Annotated in this window: 13 protein-coding genes; 8 read left to right on the plus strand and 5 right to left on the minus strand. The window is 46.1% G+C overall.

Annotation, left to right across the window (positions count from 1 at the left end; translation table 11 throughout):
* Positions 1–67 precede the first annotated feature (67 nt).
* The gene (locus GO493_RS28855; RefSeq protein ID WP_157309716.1) at positions 68–1369 is read left to right on the plus strand and encodes a radical SAM/SPASM domain-containing protein; all 1302 of its coding nucleotides are present in this window, start codon (positions 68–70) and stop codon (positions 1367–1369) included.
* A 1-nt stretch (position 1370) separates the two neighbouring features.
* The gene (locus GO493_RS28860) at positions 1371–3569 is read left to right on the plus strand and encodes a peptidase domain-containing ABC transporter (RefSeq protein WP_157309717.1); all 2199 of its coding nucleotides are present in this window, start codon (positions 1371–1373) and stop codon (positions 3567–3569) included.
* Positions 3570–3671: 102 nt separating this feature from the next.
* Here the strand turns inward: GO493_RS28860 and GO493_RS28865 are convergent, their stop codons facing one another.
* The gene (locus GO493_RS28865; protein WP_157309718.1) at positions 3672–4097 is read right to left on the minus strand and encodes an SRPBCC family protein; all 426 of its coding nucleotides are present in this window, start codon (positions 4095–4097) and stop codon (positions 3672–3674) included.
* A 198-nt stretch (positions 4098–4295) separates the two neighbouring features.
* On the opposite strand from GO493_RS28865, the gene GO493_RS28870 reads away from it, so the two are divergent.
* From GO493_RS28870 to GO493_RS28885, 4 genes are all read left to right on the plus strand, one after another.
* Positions 4296–4871: an RNA polymerase sigma-70 factor gene (locus GO493_RS28870; RefSeq protein WP_157309719.1), complete on the plus strand. Its 576-nt coding sequence runs from the start codon at positions 4296–4298 to the stop codon at positions 4869–4871.
* Positions 4872–4942: 71 nt separating this feature from the next.
* Complete coding sequence (locus GO493_RS28875) at positions 4943–5986, plus strand: FecR family protein (RefSeq protein WP_157309720.1); 1044 nt, start codon at positions 4943–4945, stop codon at positions 5984–5986.
* 171 nt (positions 5987–6157) lie between these two features.
* Positions 6158–9091: a TonB-dependent receptor gene (locus GO493_RS28880; protein WP_157309721.1), complete on the plus strand. Its 2934-nt coding sequence runs from the start codon at positions 6158–6160 to the stop codon at positions 9089–9091.
* A gap of 55 nt (positions 9092–9146) precedes the next feature.
* Positions 9147–11504 carry a glycoside hydrolase family 3 C-terminal domain-containing protein gene (locus tag GO493_RS28885; protein ID WP_198315861.1) on the plus strand — a complete coding sequence of 786 codons (2358 nt, stop codon included), beginning with the start codon at positions 9147–9149 and terminating at the stop codon, positions 11502–11504.
* A gap of 44 nt (positions 11505–11548) precedes the next feature.
* Here the strand turns inward: GO493_RS28885 and GO493_RS28890 are convergent, their stop codons facing one another.
* Together GO493_RS28890 and GO493_RS28895 are read right to left on the minus strand one after the other, a co-directional pair.
* Complete coding sequence (locus GO493_RS28890; RefSeq protein WP_157309722.1) at positions 11549–15487, minus strand: caspase family protein; 3939 nt, start codon at positions 15485–15487, stop codon at positions 11549–11551.
* Between the two features lie 217 nt (positions 15488–15704).
* Positions 15705–16808, minus strand: coding sequence for a hypothetical protein (locus GO493_RS28895; RefSeq protein WP_157309723.1), 1104 nt, complete (start codon positions 16806–16808; stop codon positions 15705–15707).
* A gap of 249 nt (positions 16809–17057) precedes the next feature.
* Here GO493_RS28895 and GO493_RS28900 point away from each other — a divergent pair, with 249 nt between their 5' ends.
* Together GO493_RS28900 and GO493_RS28905 are read left to right on the plus strand one after the other, a co-directional pair.
* Positions 17058–17948 (plus strand): AraC family transcriptional regulator, encoded by an 891-nt coding sequence (locus tag GO493_RS28900; protein WP_157309724.1) that lies wholly within the window; start codon positions 17058–17060, stop codon positions 17946–17948.
* A 138-nt stretch (positions 17949–18086) separates the two neighbouring features.
* Complete coding sequence (locus GO493_RS28905) at positions 18087–18548, plus strand: GNAT family N-acetyltransferase (protein ID WP_157309725.1); 462 nt, start codon at positions 18087–18089, stop codon at positions 18546–18548.
* Between the two features lie 84 nt (positions 18549–18632).
* On the opposite strand, the gene GO493_RS28910 is transcribed toward GO493_RS28905, so the two are convergent.
* Entirely contained in the window at positions 18633–20063 is a 1431-nt protein-coding gene (locus GO493_RS28910) for an efflux transporter outer membrane subunit (protein ID WP_157309726.1), read from the minus strand.
* A 57-nt stretch (positions 20064–20120) separates the two neighbouring features.
* A complete protein-coding gene (locus tag GO493_RS28915; protein WP_157309727.1) occupies positions 20121–23282 on the minus strand; it encodes an efflux RND transporter permease subunit in 3162 nt (1053 codons plus the stop codon).
* Positions 23283–23295 lie beyond the last annotated feature (13 nt).

Below are 23295 nucleotides of genomic sequence, written 5' to 3' on the forward strand. Positions count from 1 at the left end.
CCTTTAAGGCCGGTCTTGGAGAACTAAGACCGGTCTTCTTTGAACTAAGACTTCTAAACTTAATCATATGAAATTAAGCAGATTTAATACAGCTGTTCCTTATGGAGAAGAAATAGTTTACCATAACTCGTATACGAACAAATTCCTCCTGATTGATAGCTTCCTTTATGAGCTGGTCTCTGCAGGGAAAACACCCGCAGCCCTGGAAGAATTAAAGGAGATCCATCAGGAGTTTTTCGATGCACTGGTTGAATATGGATTTATAGTGGAGAACGATACCGATGAACTCCAAAATGTAAGAAACCTGATAGATTCTGTCGATAACCAGGACAACTATTTTCATCTGATTGTCAATCCAACCATGAATTGCAATTTCAGCTGCTGGTATTGCTATGAAAACCATGAAAAAAAATCAAAGATCACCGATGAGGTTATTGATAAGATTGAATTGTTGCTGGAAAATATCTTTACTCAGAACCCAAAGCTGGAAAAGCTCAGTTTATCCTTCTTTGGCGGAGAACCGCTTTTGTTCTATAATAAGATGAGTGAACTCATGAAAAAGGCAAAAGCCATTACAGACAAATACGGTAAAGAACTGCTGATTTCAATTACCTCAAATGGCCTGCTCATAGACCAGGAAATTATAGAGGAGCTGAAAGGATATAATGTGGGAGGGTTTCAGATCACCCTTGATGGAAACAGGGAAAAACATGACCTGGTACGTTTTGTATCAAAAAGCAAGGGATCATACGACAAAATCATTGCTAATGTAAAAGCTCTTGCAAGAAATGGGTTTGTGATCACCCTAAGGATCAATTTTACAAAAGAAAATCTCATAGGACTTGAAGATGTGATAGACGATCTGGCTGATCTGACAGTGGAAGAGAAAAAAATGATCTCATTATCCATGCAAAAGGTGTTCCAGGAACCCGGTACCCCGGAACTCGTAGAGAGTGTAGCCATTTTTAAAGAATACGCAAAAAAGAACCATATCCATCACCGGAGCGCAGTACTGGCTGACACTGTAAGAAGCTCCTGCTATGCTGATAAAAAAAATGAAGCCGTAATAAACTATAATGGCGATGTATATAAATGTAATGCCCGGGACTTTAACCAGAAGAACAAGGAAGGCGTACTGAATGAAAAGGGAGAAATAATATGGAATGAACAGCATAATAAAAGGCTGATACCTAAACTAACCAACAAGCCCTGCCTGGAATGTTCAATATTGCCGATCTGTGGCGGCGGTTGCAGTCAAATGATCATTGAGAATATAGGCAAGGACTATTGCGTACATGAATTTGATGAAGACAGTAAAAAACGGCTTGTACTGGAAATGTTCTTAGATCAGGAAACACAATTAATTTGAAATGACCTTTTCCCCTCAACACGATCAGATGGATTGCGGGCCTGCTTGCCTGGCAATGGTGGCATCCTGTCATGGTAAGATCTATGGTCTGAGCTATTTGCGGGAGTATTCATTTATATCCCGGGAAGGGGTATCTCTTTTGGGGATCAGCGAAGCAGCTCAGCGTATTGGCATGGAAACATTAACAGGCAAGCTTACTCCTGATATGCTTGCGGAAAAAGATACCCCGCTTCCCGCCATCCTGCATTGGAACCAAAACCATTTTGTAGTACTCTGCAAAGTGCAAAAGCGTCTGTTTACAGGGAAAACATATTTTAAGATAGCAGATCCTGCCCATGGTCTCATTACTTTATCACAGGAACGTTTTGAGAAGAACTGGATTTCTGATGATGGTGAAGGCGTAGCACTTTTCCTGCAGCCTACTGACAACTTTTATAACCAGGATCCACCAAAAGAAAACAATGCATCACTCCGTTACCTGTTTAGTTATCTGATCCCGTATAAACGTTCTTTAATATCAATGTTATTGCTGCTGCTGCTGGGCTCCGGCATTTCACTGATATTTCCGTTCCTTACCCAGAACCTGATCGACAAAGGAGTAAACGGGAAAGACCTCAACTTCATCACCCTTATATTACTGGCGCAACTGGGTCTGTACTTCGGTAGCCTTATGATGGAACTGTTGCGTAACTGGATCATGATGATAGTAGGAACAAAGATTAATATTCAGATCATTTCAGACTTCCTGAAAAAGCTGTTAAAATTGCCCATCAAGTTCTTTGATACAAAATTAATGGGCGATTTCAACCAGCGTATTTCTGACCATGACCGCATAGAATCTTTCCTTACCTCCCAGAGCCTGCTTACCTTCTTCTCCATGATCACTTTCATGGTCTTTTTTGGGGTGCTCTGGTACTACAATCCCCAACTGTTGTTCGTTTACCTGGGACTTAGCGTAGTGGCGGTCCTATGGTCATTGTTCTGGTTGAAAAAGAGGAAAATACTGGATTATTTCCGTTTCCAGATGCGTAGTGAAAACCAGGAGTCTATTTATGAAATGATGAGTGGGGTTACGGAGATGAAACTGAATCAATTTGAAGAATATAAAAGAAATGAATGGGAAAAAATACAGCACAAAATATTTAAGATCAATATCCGTATCCTCAAGCTCAACCAGGTACAGTTATCCGGCTTTGAACTGCTCAACCAGCTTAAGAACATCCTTGTTACCTTTCTGGCTGCATCACTGGTAATAAAAGAACAAATGACCCTGGGCGCATTGTTGAGCGTATCATACATTATTGGTCAGATGAACTCGCCTATTAATCAGCTGATGAGTTTCTTCCGCTCCCTGCAGGATGCCAGACTGAGCCTGGCCCGGCTTAACGAGATACAGCATCACAAAGAAGAAGAAGAGAGCAGTCTTAAAGATAAGATCCTGATGGGCAGTCCTTCTGACAACCTGGACTTCCAGCTATCGGGTGTTGATTTTCAATATGAAGGCCCCAGCTCTCCATTTGTTCTGAAAAATATTTACCTCCACATACCACAGGGAAAAGTCACGGCTATTGTCGGCGCAAGCGGCAGTGGTAAAACCACCCTCATGAAACTACTGCTGAAGTTCTATGAACCGGTGAACGGCCATATCTTCCTGGGAGACGCTCCGTTGAACGAGGTATCACACCTGTGGCTGCGCAGGAACAGTGGTGTGGTATTGCAGGATGGTTTTATTTTCGGAGATACCATAGAAAGGAATATTGTCTGTGGCGATGAACATATTGATGAAGAAAAGCTGCAGCAGGCATTGCATATCGCCAATATCCAGTCATTCATTGCAAGCCTGCCGCTGGGGCTGAATACTAAGATCGGCTCTTCAGGTAACGGTCTTTCCGGCGGACAGAGGCAAAGGATCCTGATAGCCCGTGCAGTATATAAGAATCCGCAATTTCTCTTCCTTGATGAAGCGACATCTGCACTGGACGCTGAAAATGAAAAGGTCATCCATAACAACCTTCAATCCTTTTTTACCGGAAAAACAGTGGTGATCATTGCCCACAGGCTTTCTACCGTCAAAAATGCTGACCAGATCATTGTATTGAGAGATGGGCAGATCGTGGAGAGCGGTACGCACAATGAACTGGTAGCCACAAAAATGAATTATTACAACCTGGTAAAGAACCAGCTGGAGCTGGGAACATAGTCGTAATCCCGTCAAAAAAAATCGCTTTTACCAAAGGCAAAAGCGATTTTCTGAAGAATTTAATTGCTACAGTTGTACAGGTGGTGATTTTTTGAAAATATGCTATACAGATTCTGTGTATTTCTTAAAATTATCCATAATAGCCTGCCAGCCGGCCTGCTGCATCTCGATCGGGTTCTCTGATTCCGGTTCAAAAAATTCAGTTACTGTGGTGGTATTGCCATTTGCTTCGAAAACGACTTTTACGGTTCTGCCATCAGCGATCGTATATTCGATCAGTTTATGTTCTTCTACAGCATCATAAATACCTGCAAAATCAAAACCCCAGCTGCCATCTTTCGCCTCCATACGTGAAGTGAATTTGCCTCCCGGGCGAAGATCGTTCGTGGCACTGGGAGTGTGCCAGTCGTCAGAAGGAGAGTTCCATTTCATAATATCTTCCGGGGTGCTCCATGTTTTCCATACTTTTTCAACCGGTGCATTTACGGTTGCAGCTACAGTCAGGATAGTTTTTTCAGTTGTACTCATTTTGCGTTTGTTGAATAGTGAATGATGTGTTTGTTTTGACAATACAAACTTAGCACCTATGCGCAAGAACAATAGTGGGCAAAAACGACAAATAAAGGGTGATTTTACGAACTAATATACCTAAAGATGTATTTTATACACTTAATAACTATCCCTTTTTCTTTTAAAAAAATCTTACTTTAGGGAACATTTCCGCGTATGAACCTTCATCTCCTGACCGATGATATATTGCTCCGGCTTTTAAAAGCTTCTGATGAGAAGGCTTTCCGTGTATTATATGAACGCTACTGGAAGAGGTTGTTTGCAGTTGCCTGTTATAAACTGAAGAACAGGGAAGCCGCAGAGGAAATTGTCCAGAATATCTTTGTAAGCCTGTGGGAGAAAAGAGCCGATCTGCAGATAGAAAAGCTGGAGGAATATCTATTCACAGCAGTAAAATACAAGGTGATCAACTATGTGGAATCCCTGCTGGTAAGGCAGGCAGGTCAGAAACAGCTGGCCGGCGCCATCACAGATGCCTCCACAGAAGATACCATTATTATCAATGACCTGCACAATGCAATACAACAGGCGTTATCCTGCCTGCCGCCAAAGACCAGGGAGGTATTTACCCTGAGCCGTTTTGAGAAATACTCTGTAAAAGATATAGCACAGCATCTCAACCTCACCGAAAAAGCGGTAGAATATCATATTACCCGTTCCCTTAAACAGATGCGTATCAGTTTGAAAGACTTTATTGTTATTAATACCCTGGCCATCCTGATCTGTCTCTAATTTTTTTTCTTTCCCTTTAGGGGTTTTTCCTTTTGAGCTGACTTACTATATATAAACCGTAATCAGCTATCATGGACCGTCATCAATTCCGGCTTTTTCTTAAAAGATATGCGGAGAACAAATGTACTCCGGAGGAGATCGTACTGATTGACCATTGGTATGAGCTGATAGGAGATGATGTAGCGTTGTCATCCATGCAGGAAAATGAATGGGCGCATACAGAAGAACGTCTCTGGCAGAAGATCAGCGCCAGCGCCCTTCAACCCGCCGCTCCGGCAAAACGTTTCCGTATGACGCCCCTGAGATGGGCGGCGGCAGCGGCCATATCCGGCGTAATAATAGCAGGCGCCCTGTTCTTCTCACACAACAGGCCAATGACCGCAGAACAGATCTATGCAGCGGCCGGGGACACACATTTTACAGAAGCAACCAATAATACAGCCTCTTCCCGCCGTATCAGGCTGGAAGATGGAACAGTGATCATTTTATATCCCGGTGCGGCTATGAAATATCCGCAACACTTTAACACAACCAGGAGAGAAGTATACCTGAAAGGTAAAGCAATGTTTGACGTTGAAAAAGATGCCAACAGACCCTTTTATGTATACAGTGCCCATCTCGTGACACACGTTTTGGGCACTAGTTTCACCATCGATCCGGACAAAGACGGCGGCCAGATACAGGTATCCGTACACAACGGCCGGGTTGAGATCTATGAACAACACACATCTGTCGCAGTAAAACAAAATGCCGGCAACAGCGGCGTAATACTTACTCCTAACCAGCGGGTCATTTACAGACAATCTGAAAGCAGTTTTGAAACAACGCTTGTAGAAGCACCTGAACCGGTAGTAACACAGAACAATGAAACAGGAGATACCGGCATTTCGCTGCAGTTCAGCGATGACCCTATCAGCATGGTCATTAATGCACTGGAAAAGTATTACGGCGTAGAGATCGTAGTGGACAATGAGAACCTGTACAACTGTCCTTTTACAGGCGCTCTCACTCAACAGGGACTTTATGAAAAACTGGCCGTGGTCTGTCAGTCGGTCGGCGCCAGTTACGAGATTAAAGGCACCCGCATCCTGATAAGGGGGAAAGGATGTAATTAAGCAAATTTTTACTATACAATTAGCACGTTATGAACACTACATTATTCAATACTGGATAGTCGTACCCTTTTTGCATAAAAAAACCGGCGATGCTGCTACATTACCGGTTTTTATCCCTTGCAGGAAGATTTCACCGCCTCTTATTATTAACGATTAAATCCACGTAAAAATATGAAAAAAAAGCAACTTGTTGCTTTAATGCTGCTTGCCATGAAAGTAACTGCAGTACAGATCACGTTTGCAATACTGATAGTTTATTCGGTATACGCCTCCCCTACTTCGGCGCAGGATATGCTGGATAAAACGATCTCTATACATGCCGACAAAAAAGAGCTGAAGTCCATCATTGCCGATATACAGGTGCAGACCGGCATACGCTTCATCTTCAGTGCCAAAGCTATACAGTCAGACAGGACCCTGAGCCTTGTAGTGAAAGACCGTAAACTGGGTACTTTCCTGCAGCAGGTATTCCTGCCGCTGCATATCGGCTACAAGGTGGTGGGCGATCAGCTGTTGCTGTACAATACAGAGAATGTACAGGGAAAGGACGAGCTTGCCCCCCGGGAAACAGGCATCTCCGGGGTGGTAAAAAGCAATAAAGGAGAACTGTTGCCTGGTGTGACCATTCAGCTGAAAGGTACTAACAGCTCTGCCCTGACAGACGGAGAAGGACATTTTGAGCTAAAAAGGGTACCTGCCGGCACCTATACGCTGGTAGCATCTTCCATAGGCTATATTTCCAAAGAACAGAGCGTCATCGTGGCCGACGCCACCGTCAGTATCAACCTGGTACTGACCGAAGACGTGCTGCAGCTGCAGGGTGTAGTAGTAACAGGAGGCAATCCCAAGAAAAAAATAGAATCCAGTGTGGCCATCACTACTGTCAGCAACCGTGATATTGAGACCCGCGCTCCCCTGAACAGTACAGACCTGCTGAAAGCCATTCCCGGCCTGACCGTTGAAAGCACCGGTGGCGACGGTCCCGGAAACGTGTTTGTAAGAGGCTTTCCACAACAGGGCGGATACATCTTCCTGGGCATTATGGAAGATGGACTGCCTGTTATACCTACCGGCTTTAACTCTATCCCCTCTGCCGACCAGTACTATAAAACTGACCTTACCATTAAAGGCATTGAAGCCATCAGGGGTGGTAACGCCGCTATCCTGCTGAACAATACTCCCGGCGCCGTAGTAAATAATCTCAGTTATACCGGCGGAGACAAGACCTATGGCAAAGTAAAACTGACCAGTGGCCTGTCACAGGACCTCTACAGACTGGACCTCAACATAGGAGGGAAAGTAAGCAATAACATTAAATACAATATAGGCGGACATTACCGCACAGATAAAGGCATTGTTCCTCCTACCTATACTCCTAACCAGGGCGGACAGATCAAAGGCAATATGACCTTCGATTTTAAAAATAAGAAAGGATTTATACGGGTGTATGGTAAATACCTGAATGATAAAGTACAATGGATGCTGCCGGGATACTATGCCTACGACGGTTCCGGCAAGCCTAAATCTATAGCAGGATTTGACGTCTTTAACCAATCTCTCGCCACCTCAGATACCAAATGGAACTATACTGATCCTTCCGGCAGGACCTTCAATTACGATATGGCAGATGGTATACATACCCGCCTGGGCTACGGCGGCCTGCAATTCAACTATGTTACGTCCAACGGCTGGCAGATCAACAATAACTTCCGCTACCAGGAAGCTAAAACAGATTATACCGTAGGTATTCCTATTGGCGCAGCCCTATATAACGGCACTACTTCCTACTATTATCCCGATGGTTCTCCTGCAGCAATGAAATCAGGCGACTATGTGGTGACGGCTTTAGCTATTGCCCAGAAGAACAGTGATAAACAGATAATAGATTACCTGGACTTCAAGAAGAAAATAAATAAGCACCAGCTCACACTCGGAGCCGGCATCTATCAATATAATGTGAACAACGGGCCTAACAACACATTCCTCTTCTCACAGGAACTGAAAAAGCAGCCCCGCAGGCTGCTGGCTGGCAGCCCAACCGGAAATGGTATGACTGCACTGTCTACCGCTACCGTGATCGGCGATACAAGAACATTATCCGCTTATCTGAGTGATGAGATCACCCTGGACGACCAGTGGAGACTGGATGTAGGTCTGAGACTTGACAATGATCATATTGAAGGTAAAAGACCTTACTATGGCGTAGATGCCGCTGGTAACCCGGATGTTACTGCAGCTGCAACAACTACTATTGCGGGCTATATTCCTTATACCGAGACCAATACTAACTGGGCAGCTTCACTGGGCCTTAACTATAAGATCAGCAATGCCCTGGCTATGTTTGCAAGAGCTACCAAGGCTTACAACGCGCCGAATGTGAACGACTACAACGCTACACAGTTCAACCCGGCTTCTATTAAGAAAAGACCTGTTTACCTAGGTGAACTGGGCGTGAAGTATGCAGAGGGGCCTCTCTCGCTGTTTGCTTCCGCCAGCTATTCCGCCATCAAAAACGTATCGCTTACTATTGCGGTGCCAACTACTACGGCAGGGCTGCAGAACTTACTGTCATTCGGTTCCACCCGTACCTGGAGTGCTGAGTACGAGATCTCCTACAGGCCTGTTAAACAGCTGGGTATCAGGCTGACCGGTACTCTACAGAACTCCAAATACACTGACTACAAAGCTTCCACCAATACCAACAGTACCGTACTGGCGGAAATGGGCGATACTACTTACAGCTTTACCGGCAACAGGACAGAAAGGGTACCTGTGCTTAATACAGAGCTGTCTGTTACATACGACCTGAAACGCTTTAACATTAATCTTTCTGCCAACTATATAGGCGCCCGCTATACTTCTCCATCAGAAAGCTACCAGCTGCCGGCTTACGTGGTAATGCGCGGCGGTATAGGGTATGATATCACTAAAAAGATCGGTATACGTGTATGGGCGGATAACCTGCTGAACACAAGAACGCTGACAGAGGGAGATGTAAGAGGTGATCAGTTCCGTGATTTCTCTACCGTAACTAAAGGTAGTGCTATGGCCGGAAGAACAATACTGCCACGCAGTTTCTGGGCGTCTTTATCTTATGAGTTTTAATGAATCCCTCAAAAATAAGTGTCTGTAAAAAGATACTGCCATCAAAAACACAATTATGAAGAAACGAACCCTTATTTCATTCTTTCTGCTGGCAGCTACCATTGCCGCAGCACAGACGGACTATACCGCAAAAGCAAAGGAACTGGTCGCAAAAATGACATTGGAGGAAAAAGCCGCTATTTGTTCAGGCAGGGACTTCTGGAGCACCAAGCCTCTTGAACGGCTGGGTATTCCCTCTGTGTTCATGACTGACGGACCTCATGGGCTGCGCAAATCAGCGGGGGTGGATTTTACCACTACGGTACCCGCCACCTGTTTTCCTACAGCTGCAGGGCTGGCCTCTTCCTGGAACCCGGAACTGCTCACTGAAATGGGTCAGGCATTAGGCGAAGAATGCCAGGCTAATAACGTACAGTTCCTGCTGGGGCCCGGGGTGAATATGAAACGTTCCCCCCTGGGAGGAAGGAACTTCGAGTACTTCTCCGAAGATCCTCTCCTGGCCGGGAAGATGGCCGCCGCCCTGATCAGAGGAGTGCAAAGCCAGGGCGTTGGTACCTCATTAAAACACTTTGCGGCCAACAACCAGGAGTTTGAGAGACTTACAAACAACTCTGTCGTAGATGAAAGAACGCTGCATGAAATCTATCTTCCTGCATTTGAGATCGCGGTGAAAGAGGCGCAGCCATGGACCGTCATGTGTTCTTATAATAAACTAAACGGGACCTATGCTTCCGAGAACAGTCTGCTCCTGGATAGTATACTGCGTAAGCAATGGGGCTTTAAGGGATTTGTTGTGAGCGACTGGGGCGCGGTGAACAACAGGCCAGTGGGCGTAAAGGCGGGGCTTAATCTTGAAATGCCGGGCAATGGTGGCGTAAATGATAAAAAGATAGTGGATGCTGTTAATAGCGGCACCTTAAGCATACAGCAACTTGATGAAAGCGCTGTACAGACACTCGCGCTGTTCCTGCAAACACATGCGTTGCATAAGGCGGATGCAACATATGACAAACAGCTGCATCATCAGCTGGCCAGGAAGATCAGCAGTGAATGTATTGTATTGCTTAAGAACACTGGAAATGCGCTGCCACTTAATTTCAACAGCACAAAGAAAATAGCGCTGATAGGTGGTTTTGCCAAAACACCGCGTTACCAGGGAGCAGGCAGCTCACAGGTAAATCCTACACAGATCTCCAATGTATTTGACGCACTGACGAAAGCAGCAGGTAAACAGGCCGTTATTTCCTATGCGCAGGGCTATACTTCAGATGCAACAACAGACGATAAACTCATAGCAGAAGCACAGCAACAGGCAAAGAACAGCCAGCTTGCGGTAATCTTTGCCGGCCTGCCGGACAGCTATGAAAGCGAAGGATTTGACAGGAGTAATATGGACATGCCTGCTGCTTTCAACAGGCTGATAGAAGAAGTAACTAAAGTACAGCCCAACACCGTGGTGGTGCTTATGAACGGTTCTGCCGTAAGCATGCCCTGGGCAGGGAAAGTACGCGGTATTGTGGAAGCATGGCTGGGCGGACAGGCCGGAGGGGAAGCGCTGAGTGATGTTCTTACGGGAAGTGTAAATCCCTCCGGTAAACTGTCCGAAACATTTGCCGCCAGACTGGAAGATACTCCCTCCTACACGGAGTTTCCCGGCAGGAACGGGAACACGCTGTATGGTGAAGGGATCTTCATCGGTTACCGCTATTATGATACAAAGAAAGTAGCGCCACTGTTCCCCTTCGGATATGGACTAAGCTATACAACCTTTGCATACACCGGTATCAAAGTAAGCAGTAATACAGCAAAGGATACAGATAAGATAACAGTAAGCGTAAAAGTAAAGAATACAGGACGTGTAGCAGGAAAGGAAATTGTACAGCTCTATCTGCATGATGAAGATAAGACTGTGACAAGACCGGAAAAAGAGCTGAAGCATTTTGCAAAAGTAATGCTGCAACCAGGCGAGGAGACTACTGTGAATTTTGAGCTGGGCTACCGTGATTTTGCTTATTATGACGAGAAGGTACATGACTGGCAAACCAGTAACGGCAAATATGTTGTACTGGCCGGCGGCTCTTCTGGCAACCTGCCTTTACAGCAGACACTGGAGATACAGCCTACCAACGTACTGTATCCTCCTCTTACAAGGAATTCCATGCTGAAAGAATTTGCTCAGCATCCAAAAGGAAAGGCTTTGTACGCAAAACTGATGGAAAGTATGGGCAGTATGTTTGGCGGTGGTAGTAACAGTACGGAAAAACTGACGCCCGCGCAGGAAGAAGCGAAGAAAAAGATGCAGGCTATGATGATGGCGGTGCTGAATGAAATGCCTGTCAGCAAACTGGTAACAATGGGCGGAGGGAAATTTACGGAAGAGATGCTGAATGCAATGCTGCAACAGGTGCAGTAAGAAATGAGATGCCGGATGAGCGGAATGCTCATCCGGCTATCATTTTATACCAGTTCCGGACCAGCTGCCAACTCCTGTATGGGCTGTAAACCGGCCTTCAGCCTTTCAATCTCAGCCACGAACCTGTCTGCCACCAGCTTAAACCCATCGTTAGTAGGATGGATCTCATCATACCAGCTATTCCTGGCCACCAGGCCCCTGACATTGATATAGGAAACATAGTCAGGGAACGCCTTCACAGCATTCTTCAGGCGGGTATTGAATTCATCCACCATAAACCTGATCAGCGCTTCCCGTTCAGCCTGCGGTTCAATACCCTTCTCAATCATATATACTCCCAGCCAGCTTGTCTTCTTCGGATACATTTCAGTATCTACCGGAATAATATAGTCGTAGCTATGCGTTAATATACGCAGGTGCGGATATCTGATCTTTAGTTCGGTGAACATTTCCTTATACCATGCTTCCAGCATATCCAGCTTATCAAAGAAAGTCTCGTTCAGATAACGTCTTGGGGTAGCATCGTTCGGGTCAGGCGTATCCCGCAGAGAGCCGCGGAACTGCTTGCCCAGGATGTCATTACCGCCACCGCTTACCAGGTAGAATATGGCCTGTTCTTCTGCGATAGGCTCTACATATTCCCGTTCCTTCATATAGTTTTCCATCGTATCTCCTGCTTCTGCAAAGCTTCGGATGGCGTACAGACGATAGAGATGGTCCAGTATATCCTGCACCAGGATGGGATACTGGAACCAGGAATCGCCTTCAGCTACTATGCGTGTTCTGCTGGTGTTCTTAAGCTTTTTGTACAGCCGTTTACGTTGTAATGTTTCTATTGTATTGGCAGCCCATAGCTTAAAATCGCCCAGTATACCTCTCTCTCCTTCCGGCAGTACCAGTTCTTTCTTCAGGCTAAGCAATGAAGGTTCTCCGTTTTCATCAGGCGTTACATCATAGTACAGTCCGGCTGCATAGAAAGCGGTTTCTTCATAGTCCATCAGGGCTTCTGCCGTAGCTTTACTGATATGATTGTACAATGGGTTCTGTTGTATCAATGATAAGGTCTGGGTGATCCAGCCTGAGAACTGCACAGGATCATTCTTCCTTGTCACCAGGCTCCTTTCAATCACTCTCCTGTCCTTATCTGCCAGGATATAAGGTCTTGGCAGCGCTTCCAGCACCAGGGATTCTGCATTGAACTCCTCAGTACTTACTATAAATTTCAGGAATTCAGCGATCTCCGGCCAGTTATATTCACGGGCTACTTCACTCAGTTCAAAACGCAGCAGATCATCTCCTTCCAGCTGCAGGAAGAGGGATGCTCCCGCTTCCAGCTTCTGTGTTCTCTGTGGCAGAAAATCAAGGAAGGACTGGAACAACATGTCCAGGTATATGGCAGCTACATAAAGGTCCTGTTTCGTAGTATTGGTGATCTGTATCTGCAAAGCGCCCTGCAGGGACTTATCGCCCTCTTCATATTGCAGGATGGCGGTGCCTCCCTCTGTATCCAGCAGCTTTTTACTGCCGTCATTGAATACCCGGGTCACCTCTATTTTCAGCGGCTTTGCAGGGAATCCTTTAGGGATGTCAGCGTTCTGCAACTGTTTGATGAAATGCCATTGCGACATATGTTTCAATGTTTCCAGCAGGAAAGCATTGTCTTCTTTGCTCATCAGCGGCTGTGGCTGTACCAATGGCCTGTAAGGATCGCCGGGACGGGTAATAACGGCCTCCCCTGCCCTTATATGTACCGTGTAATCTGCCCTGCGTGCACTGTTGTTATCGGATGACTCAAATTCGAAATGACCGTCTGTTTTAGTGCGGATATCTTCCAGCAAGGCATCCATTTCTTTTGGATGACCATTCCAGTTATTCAGTTCCAGGAGAATGTTGCCTGACATCAGGCCGGCTACTTCCGCTTTATGGGCAAGGCCGGTAGAAAGATTACCTGTAATGGCAATAATGCTGTAGTCAATGAAGACCTTTTTAATGGTAGCCTTCAGCTTTTCCTGTGCATTTTCTGTATTGATGATCGCCACTTTGCTATCGGCAGTAACACCGTGAATAGCGCCGATGTTCAGCTGCCAGCCTTTGGTACTGTTATAGGTAGCTTCCGCGATAACTGTCTGGTCTGTCAGCGGTCTGTTCAGGAAACCGGCAGCCAGCAGGGCCGCGGCGTTTTTTCCTGAGGCATAGATACGTGGTGTCTGTTCAAAACTGAACCGCAGGTACTGCCGTATCCTGTTACGTAATACGTTATAGGAAAGATTACCTCCTGAAGCATCCAGCGCTGCCAGCAGCTGTTTGGTAAAGACGCCTTCACCGTTCACTTCCATCGCTGACTGATCACTCTCACAGGCGGCTATCTGGATATGCTGTCCTTCCGGCAGGAATTCGCCGGGTTTCTTACCTGCAATATCCTCTTTCCTGATTTTGCTGCTGAACATAAAGTCTGACCATTGTCTTTGCTCAAAAGCACCAGAAACACGGGAAGTCACTATCATACGTTTGGCGATGGTATTGTCTGCAAAGGCAGCTTCTACCAGGGCTCCACGGGTATTATCTCCTGAGTGGCAGCAATCACATATAACAACGATATGCGCCTGTGTCTTTTTATAGAGCTCTGCCAGCAGGTAGCGAAGCTCTTTATCTGTAAGCAGGAATTCGGGCGATCTTGTAGTGCCTCCGTCATGACATACAAGACATTCCAGCAGCTGGTCTGTTTCATCCCATAACGGATCTGCTTCTTCCCTGGTACCATGGCCGGAAAAGTAGAAGAGCACTGTATCATCCTTCCCTGCCTGTCCCAGGTGTTCTTCAAACCCTTTGGCAATGCCGGCGCGGGAGGCCTGATCATCCAGCAGTGTTTTAACTTTACAGTCCAGCGTTGTGCGGCGCTCCAGGTATTCCTTCACACGTTTGATATCTTCCAGGCATCCGTTCAGTTTACGGACCCTGTCGTAGTTATTGATGCCGGCAAGCAGGGCATATACCTTACCACTGCCGGGAGTAAGTTCTTTTTCCAGGATTTCTTCTGTAATATTGTTAGGGTTATACCCTTCATTATCTGAAGCTTCTTCTGTGCCTTCTGTGATCTGTGTAGCCGGCTGTGATTGCAGCAGCGCATCTTCATCCGTAATGACGGCTTTCCCTGCAATAAGATCTCTCGTTGCTTCGCGAACCAATGACGGTGTAAAGGAAGTAGCCTGTACTCCGCCGATCAGCGTGTCCCAGTCAAATGCGGGGCCAATATCCCATTTACCGCTGCTGCGGTAGTTAATATGAGATACGATCCCTTTGAAGCCAAGCACATCGTTGGTGGTCAGGAAGCGTTTATCTTCCGGCAGGAACTGACGGGGAATATTATATTTTGCCGTGAGATAACGGAGCAGGATAATAGTGCTTTCCAGCTGTTCAGGAGTATAGGAGGCATAGTAGGACTGATCACGGAAAGGTGTGTCTGTCTTAATATAGGCTTCCGTGGTATTGAGAGAACAATAAGGATCCGGCGGGCTCACAACACCTGTGTTAGGATTCTTTACACGGGAATAGATGGTTTCAAGTACACCATCCCTCGGTACAAGAAATCCATAGTTGGAGATCTCTATGCCTATGGTAGCTTTGTCCTGGCTGTTGCCTGTGCCCTGGTTGCCTATGCCCGCGCCTATGTGGCCGGACCAGTAGCCGGAATGGAAAAGCTGGTAAATGGTGCCGTCACGTCCTATTACGAATGCTACAGATACATGCCTGCTCTGCGTGGTCAGGGTATACATGTCTGATCTGACATTTCCTGCGGTAAAGTGCAGGACAATACGTTGTTTGGGGTGTTTGGTCTCGTAATAGTAATTACTCCGGTTGGGCTTATACAGTAAGCCGTTCAATGTGAGTGATTCATTTGGCACCGGTACTGATAAAGGTGAAAGGAAAGGCGCAGCTTCGTTCCTGAAACGAGCCTCGATCTGGGGTAAGGTTTCGTATCTCATGCTTGAGGTTTGTTTTAAATTTTTGGGGATGTGCTGTTATATTGTCCTGTTTTGAAGCCAGGCTGTTCTTCTCTTATATGTGTGAAAATGAAAATCTGTGGTTATAACCAGGCTTATATGACCCCGAATTTATGTCATTAAATCTGAAAATAAAAAAATTGCTTCTGCCTGAGGCAGAAGCAATTATGGCAATGTCCGGTCCAATAATTTTGTCTTTTTAAAGTGTGTTCAAGGTATTTATCAGATTGACCAGATCGGTCGCTGAAACCTCTGCTAATGTGAATTTGATAGGAGAATAATTAGTACCAGCCGCAGGCGCCGCCACTGTTATATTTGGCAACAGCTGTGCATAGAATTTTCCATTCAGGGCCGTAATGGCAAGGAAGGATCCTTTCTGTCCAACAGAAACGGCGGTCTGATAGCTCAGAAATCCCTTAAATCCTGCAGGAGCATCCAGGATAAGGTTATATAATTTCACCACAGAATTGATGCCCTGTGGCTTAAAATAAAGCAGGCTGGGTTGCTCTGACAGGGATTGCTGTGTTTCATCATTAAAATAGTTGCTAAAGTATCCCAGTACAGTAGTTTTTGGAGTAGGTGTGCTGTATAGCACATCACAGTTAGTCCAGCGCAGCAGATCTGAGAGCTGGAAGTCGACAGTACCTGTAGTGGCATTGAACAGTGCATATGTTGGCAGCTGGCTCCAGTCAACACCGGGAGCTACGGCAACAGGTATGACCACACCAACCGGCTGATTGAACTGGTTATACCCATTCAATGTGGTAGTTGCGGAAGTATCGCCATCCCAGAGCGGCAGCTTCTCCTGCCCGGCGGGCCTTCCTACTGCCGGCGCCTGTACGCCGATAGTAACACCAGGTCTCAGCTTCAGCTCTGTAGAACCCTGAGTAGCTCTTACAAAGAATTCTCCGAATGACTGGAGGAAATTAGCTCCGGAGGCAGTCTGCCTGTCAGCAAATACAAAATCCTTAGGTTCGAAGATCTCTTTGAAAGAAAGAGTGATCACTCCTGTGGCTGTACTGCCGTCAGGTTTTACAAAGGCCAGGGAAGGGATAGTGTATGTGACCTTCTTTTTAGTGGTCAGTACTTTACGGCCTTCCGCCTGTACAGTAAAGAATTCAGGCTGGGGTCCCACCTTCCTGAAAAGTTCTGCCAGCAAAGCGCCGTCTTTACTGATAAAACCGGCGGCAGCTATAGTTTCCGGTGTTTTCAGTTTTTGATCATCAGATTGTTTTTTGCAGGACGCAAAACCAAGTGCAACAGTTGCCACCAAGGCAAGTGCTTTGACAGAAAGGGATTTCATGTTATCAGTTTTTAGTTAGGAAATTCAGAGGGTTACATATATAGGTGATCAATGCTTTACAATGATAAGCGTGATAACATGAAATAAAACCGCAGGAAGAAAAATATGACAGTACGATATTTCGCAGCAACAATGGCGATATTACGATATATCGTAATTATCATATGACAAAATCCTCTATAAATATTGATTTTCAACAGCTATCTCTCAGGCATGTATTTAGCCTGTTCTATTAAAACTGTTGTAATTATGAAATATCCCGAATTTTTCCCCCTGTTAAAATTAGAGGACCCTGACACCAGTCTGCCATTTGAGATCTTTTCTATCAGAAGAATGAAAGGAGAGATAATGACCCATAACAGCCATCCGCATAAGCAAAACTATCTTGAAATCATCTGGATCACGAAAGGCAGTGGCTGCCTTATTATTGACCTTGACAGGCATGAACTGAAAGCTAACAGTATCTTCTGCGTCACCCCCGGACAGCTGCATCAGCTGAAAACAGATGAAGACACGGAAGGATATATCCTCACATTCACCGAATCTTTCCTTTGCCTGGGCGACCAGGAATATGACCTGACCTATAATTCAGGGCTTTTTCAGGCCTTTTCCCGATCGGCCGGAATATATATTGATGAAGAGATAGCAATGGAAATGAACAGCATCATTGCGAAGATGATAAAAGAATGTCATAACGTATATCTCTTCAGAACAGAGATACTGCGCCGTTACCTGAAGATCTTCCTTATTTACCTGACAAGGCAATTCCAGGGCCCTTTACAGACTACTATGCAAACCAGGAACCTGGAGCTGATGGAACGCTTTAAATCCCTCGTGGAAGTACACTTCAAATCGCACAGGAAAGTGGCGGATTATGCGCGCCTGCTAACAGTAACGCCTAATTACCTGAATGAGATCGTAAAAAAGATCAGTGGTTATCCTGCCAGCTATCATATCAGGCAGCGTATAGTACTGGAAGCCAAAAGAAGGGCAGCTTACTCTGACGTATGTATGAAAGAAGTGGCCTGGTATCTTGGTTTTTCAGATATAGCACATTTCAGCAAGTTCTTTAAGAACACTACTGGTACTACTTATTCTGATTTTAAGAGGGAATGCCTTATTGTTTCATCCGGCAACTGATAAAACATACCCTCATATGTACCACCACTACGATAATATATACAAGTGTTTCCGTCATACGGAAATTGATTTTTATCTTCTGCATATCTACATTTGGGCCCAAAAGCCCACTGCCACGTTATTATGAATATGAATAGCATGAATACTTCATACAGGTCAGCCCGGTTAACAGATGCTGAGGAACTTACTATCATGTCTATGGAACTGTACAATGAAGTTGTTAACCGGAAAGATTTTACAGAGAACAGGATCGTTGCCTCATTACGCTTTTATGAAGAGAACAGTAATATGGGAGAAGTGCTTATGCTTGAATATAACAGCAGGTTGGCGGGGTATGCAATTGTATTCAGGTTCTGGAGCAACGAGTATGGGGGATTAATACTGGGAGTTGATGAGTTATTTATCAGAAAGCCTTTCCGCAGGTTAGGCATTGCAAAGACCTTCATCAATTCACTGATCAGTGAAGAAAAGAATAATCCTCTCTTTGCGGGGGTAGAAATGGAAGGGCATGCGGATAATGATGTAGCGAATAAACTGTATGCTTCAATAGGGGTCCCCAAGAATAACAATTCATTTTATATACGACTGTTTAAAAGATAATCCCTTAAAAAAATAAATAGCGCCACATGGAGTAGTGGCGCTACCGGGCTAACAACATTATCTACCTATTACAACTGTCCTGTATTATTTCCATCCACCACCAAGGCTCCTGTACAATTCTACAGAAGCGCTCAACTGCTGCCTGGTAATATCAGCCTGGGTAAGCTCAGCTTCCAGGGACCTTCCCTGTGCTGTGATCACTTCCAGGTAATTAGCCATTCCGCTTTTGAACAACAGCTGCGCATGCTGTGTAGCAAGATGCGTAGTGTTGACCTGGGCAGTAGCTATCTCTTGCTGTGTTTTCAGCTTATCCAGTTTCACCAGGGCATTCGCCACTTCTCCTATAGCGTCAAGCGCCAGCTGTCTGAAACGGATCACCGCTTCTTCCCTCTCTACTTTCGCTACTTCCAGCTGAGTTTTCAACTCTCTGCGCTGAAAGAGAGGTTGTGTAAGACCTCCTGCCACTGTACCGAAAAGGGAGGAAGGCAGATCGAACCATTTATCTGCTTTAAAGGCATTCGCACCACCACTGGCAGTAATATTCAATGATGGATACATGCTACCCTGTGCGGCCCCTACCCTTGCGTTAGCTGCTACCAGCGCCATCTCTCCGGCTTTTACGTCGGGGCGGTTGCTGATCAGCGCAGCAGGTACGCCGGTAGATACCATCTCGTTAAGAGGCGTTGAGGTAAGCGTAGCATTATATGTCACAGTTCCCGGCAGTTCTCCGGTAAGGATGCGTATGGTGTTCTGCTGGATAGCTAATGCCTGTTCCAGCTGAGGCACCAGCAATGCGGCTGTTTGCCGTTGTGCTTCCGCCTGTTGTACTGCCAGTTCGGTTACCTCACCTGCAGTTTTCTGCAGGCGTATCATCTGTACGATTGTATCGCTGAGCGCTACATTGCTACGGGCAATATTCAGCTGGGCATCCAGCATCAGCAGGTTGTAGTAACCGTTGGCTATATTGGCCACCAGTCCTGTCTGCACAGCATGTGCGCCTTCATATGTTTCAAGGTAGCTGGCTAATGCAGCCTCTTTACGACGGCGTATCTTACCCCATACATCAATTTCCCATGACAGGGTACCACCCAGATTAAAGTCTTCTATATGGTCTGTGCCTATGAACTGGCTCAGGTTTCTGCCATTCAGACTGTTTTTGGACGGGATGGACGTAGAGGCTGATGCGTTCAGGCTTACAGAAGGCAGCCAGGCCACTTTCGCCTGTTTCAGGTAAGCATCAGCAGATTCTATGCGTTTCAGCGCCAACTGAAGATCATAGTTGCCGGATACTGCTTTGGAGATCAATCCCTGGAGGGTAGGGTCAGTGAAGAACCGTTTCCATTCCAACGTAGCGATACTACTGTCTGCCGTTGAGGTCACAGTTGCAGCAGAATCTGCGAACTGTGACGGCAGGTCCAGGGCGGGCCGTTCATAATTCCGGCCCACCCGGCATGCTGCCATACCTACAACTATAAATAAACAGACGAATGAAACGTTGATATATTTTAGTGTCATTATATTTTTCTTTATCATCTTAAATATGTTCCGGAAAGGAGCTATATGATATCCTGTTTAAACCATCACTTCGTCTTCGTGATGTTTCTCCGGCTTGCGGCCTACTTTTTCCTGCAGGTACTGGAATATGATGAACAGTACCGGGATAGCAAAGATACCCAGCAGTACACCGGTAAGCATTCCGCCTGCCGCACCTGTACTGATGGAACGGTTACCCAGTGCAGAAGAACCTGTAGCTCTCATCAGCGGCATCAGACCTGCCACGAAGGCGAACGAGGTCATGAGGATAGGTCTTAAGCGCAGCTTGGATGCTTCCAGTGCTGCTGCCAGCAGTCCCATACCGTTACGGCGCCGCTGCACGGCATATTCCACAATCAGGATGGCGTTCTTGGCCAGCAAACCTATCAGCATGATCAGACCTACCTGTACATAGATATTGTTGTCTATACCAAAGATGTTAATGAAGACAAACACACCGAAGATACCCAGTGGAATAGAGAGGATAACGGCCAGTGGCAGAATGTAGCTTTCATACTGGGCTGCCAGCAGGAAGTATACAAATACCAGACAGAGCAGGAATATGATACCTGCCTGACCACCGGCGGCAATCTCTTCTTTGGTCATACCAACCCACTCATAAGTATACCCTCTTGGCAGGTATTGCTGCGCCACTTCTTCTACTGCCCTGATAGCATCGCCGGAGCTGTAGCCGGGTTTCGGCTGACCATTGATGGTAACGGCGTTGAAGAGGTTGTTGCGGGTCACGGTTTCAGGGCCATATACACGTTCCAGTTTCACAACGGTGTTGATAGGCACCATTTCTCCCAGGTTGTTCTTCACGAAGATGTTGTTCAGAGAACCAGGCTCTGCACGTGCAGGCGCTTCTGCCTGTACAATTACACGGTAATATTTACCGAAGCGGTTGAAGTCAGATGCGAAAGTACTACCATAATACACCTGCAGGGTTTGCAGGATATCTGATACGGAGATACCCAGCTGTTTAGCCTTACCTTCATCTATCTCCACACTGTATTGCGGGTTACCGGCGTTAAAGGTGGTAAAGGCAAAAGCGATCTCTTTACGTTTCATCAGTTCTCCGATAAATCCGTATGCTGTATTAGCCAGTTTATCAATAGGTCCGCTGTTACGGTCCTGGAGTATCACCTCAAAACCATCCACGTTAGAGAAACCTGGTACAGTAGGCATGTTGAACATGAAGATGTTAGCTTCATTGATGCCTGCCAGCTGTCCCTGCATCATACCCATTACTTCTTTCAGATCTTTTACCTTTCCTCTTTTAGAATGTTCTTTCAGCTTTACGAAACCTACGCCGTAGGCAGAGCTGTTAGAGTTGGTAAGGAGGTTAAAGCCGGAAACGCTCAGGTAAGAGTTTACAGCCTCCAGCGCTTTCATCTTATTCTCTACCTTTTCTATCACCTGCCTGGTACGTTCCAGGGAAGATCCCGGAGGCATGGTAACAGAGTATACCACGAAGCCGTTATCCTCTGTAGGGATAAAGCCTGTAGGCGTTTTCTTCACCAGGTATACGGTAACACCGCATATTACTGCCAGTGCAGCGAAGGTGATCCATTTATATCTTACCAGGAAACGGAGGCTGTGAATGTACTTGTTGGTAACAGCATCAAAGCCGGTGTTGAAGGCAGAGAAGAAACGTTTACCAAAACCATTAGTGGCGTATTTATCATTATGAGAATCCTTGTCGTGGTGGTTCTTCAGCAACAGGGCGCAAAGCGCAGGGCTCAATGTCAACGCGTTAAGCGCGGAAATGATGATAGCGATGGCCAGCGTAAAGGCAAACTGACGGTAGAACACACCTGCCGGCCCCTGCATGAAACCTACCGGGATAAACACGGCAGCCATTACCAGGGTGATGGAGATGATAGCCCCGGATATTTCCTGCATGCTGACAATGGTAGCATTACGTGGCGACATCCTGATACGTTCCATCTTGGCATGCACCGCTTCCACCACCACAATGGCATCATCCACCACTATACCGATGGCAAGCACCAGGGCGAAGAGGGTAAGCAGGTTGATGGTGAAGCCAAACAGCTGCATGAAGAAGAAAGTACCTATGATAGCCACCGGTACTGCAATAGCAGGAATAAGGGTGGAACGGAAATCCTGCAGGAAGATGAATACCACGATAAATACCAGTATAAAGGCTTCTATCAGGGTATGTTGTACCTGCTCTATAGATTCGTCCAGATATTCCTTGGTGCTGTAGATATTAAAGTAATCCACGCCCTGGGGGAATAATCCTTTCGCTTTCTTCATCAGCTCATTTACAGACACCTGTATATCATTCGCATTGGACCCTGCAGTCTGATAGATAGCGATACCAATACCATATTTGCCGTTCACTTTGGTATCACTGCTGTACGTGAAGGAACCAAATTCAACGCGGGCCACATCTTTCAGGGTCAGGAGAGATCCATCCGGATTGGCTTTCAGAACAATGTTCTCGTATTGTTCGTTCTTATTGCGTTTTCCTTTGTACTTGATCACATATTCAAAGGATTCCTTGCTGCTTTCGCCAAAGCGTCCAGGAGCGGCTTCCAGGTTCTGTTCCCTGATGGCGGCCAGTACGTCCTGTGGAGACAGGTTATTGGCGGCCAGGCGGTCAGGTTGTAACCAGATACGCATGGAGTAATCTTTAGCGCCAAACACCATTGCCTGACCTACACCGGTTACACGTTGTATTTCCGGGATGATGTTGATCTTGGCATAGTTCTGCAGGAACTTCTCATCGTAATCTTCTTTATCGCTCACCAGGTTCACCACCATGATCATACTGTTCTGTTGCTTCTGTGTGGTGATACCTGCGCTTACAACTTCTGTTGGCAGCAGGCTGGTAGCTTTGGATACACGGTTCTGCACGTTCACGGCAGCAAGGTCCGGATCTGTACCCAGTTTAAAATATACGTTGAGGGTCATGGAGCCGTCGTTGTTGGAAGTGGAGGTCATGTAGGTCATGTTCTCCACACCGTTCACGGCTTCTTCTATGGGTGTGGCCACGGAACGGGCCACTACTTCAGCGTTTGCACCCGGGTAAGAGGCAGTTACCGCCACACTTGGAGGTGCGATATCAGGGAACTGCGTAACCGGGAGAGTGACCAGTGATAACAATCCCAGCAGCACCAGGATAATGGAGATCACTGTTGCCAGTACCGGTCTTTCTATGAATTTTCTTAACATAATCTTTTAATTA

It is taken from the genome of Chitinophaga tropicalis (assembly GCF_009758205.1).
Classification (GTDB): Bacteria; Bacteroidota; Bacteroidia; order Chitinophagales; family Chitinophagaceae; genus Chitinophaga; species Chitinophaga tropicalis.

Excerpts from the sequence above, each read along its gene's own strand:
- GO493_RS28855 (WP_157309716.1), top strand. The coding sequence starts at position 68 with ATGAAATTAAGCAGATTTAATACAGCTGTTCCTTATGGAGAAGAAATA.
- GO493_RS28860 (WP_157309717.1), top strand. The coding sequence starts at position 1,371 with ATGACCTTTTCCCCTCAACACGATCAGATGGATTGCGGGCCTGCTTGC.
- GO493_RS28865 (WP_157309718.1), bottom strand. The coding sequence starts at position 4,097 with ATGAGTACAACTGAAAAAACTATCCTGACTGTAGCTGCAACCGTAAAT.
- GO493_RS28870 (WP_157309719.1), top strand. The coding sequence starts at position 4,296 with ATGAACCTTCATCTCCTGACCGATGATATATTGCTCCGGCTTTTAAAA.
- GO493_RS28875 (WP_157309720.1), top strand. The coding sequence starts at position 4,943 with ATGGACCGTCATCAATTCCGGCTTTTTCTTAAAAGATATGCGGAGAAC.
- GO493_RS28880 (WP_157309721.1), top strand. The coding sequence starts at position 6,158 with ATGAAAAAAAAGCAACTTGTTGCTTTAATGCTGCTTGCCATGAAAGTA.
- GO493_RS28885 (WP_198315861.1), top strand. The coding sequence starts at position 9,147 with ATGAAGAAACGAACCCTTATTTCATTCTTTCTGCTGGCAGCTACCATT.
- GO493_RS28890 (WP_157309722.1), bottom strand. The coding sequence starts at position 15,487 with ATGAGATACGAAACCTTACCCCAGATCGAGGCTCGTTTCAGGAACGAA.
- GO493_RS28895 (WP_157309723.1), bottom strand. The coding sequence starts at position 16,808 with ATGAAATCCCTTTCTGTCAAAGCACTTGCCTTGGTGGCAACTGTTGCA.
- GO493_RS28900 (WP_157309724.1), top strand. The coding sequence starts at position 17,058 with ATGAAATATCCCGAATTTTTCCCCCTGTTAAAATTAGAGGACCCTGAC.
- GO493_RS28905 (WP_157309725.1), top strand. The coding sequence starts at position 18,087 with ATGAATACTTCATACAGGTCAGCCCGGTTAACAGATGCTGAGGAACTT.
- GO493_RS28910 (WP_157309726.1), bottom strand. The coding sequence starts at position 20,063 with ATGACACTAAAATATATCAACGTTTCATTCGTCTGTTTATTTATAGTT.
- GO493_RS28915 (WP_157309727.1), bottom strand. The coding sequence starts at position 23,282 with ATGTTAAGAAAATTCATAGAAAGACCGGTACTGGCAACAGTGATCTCC.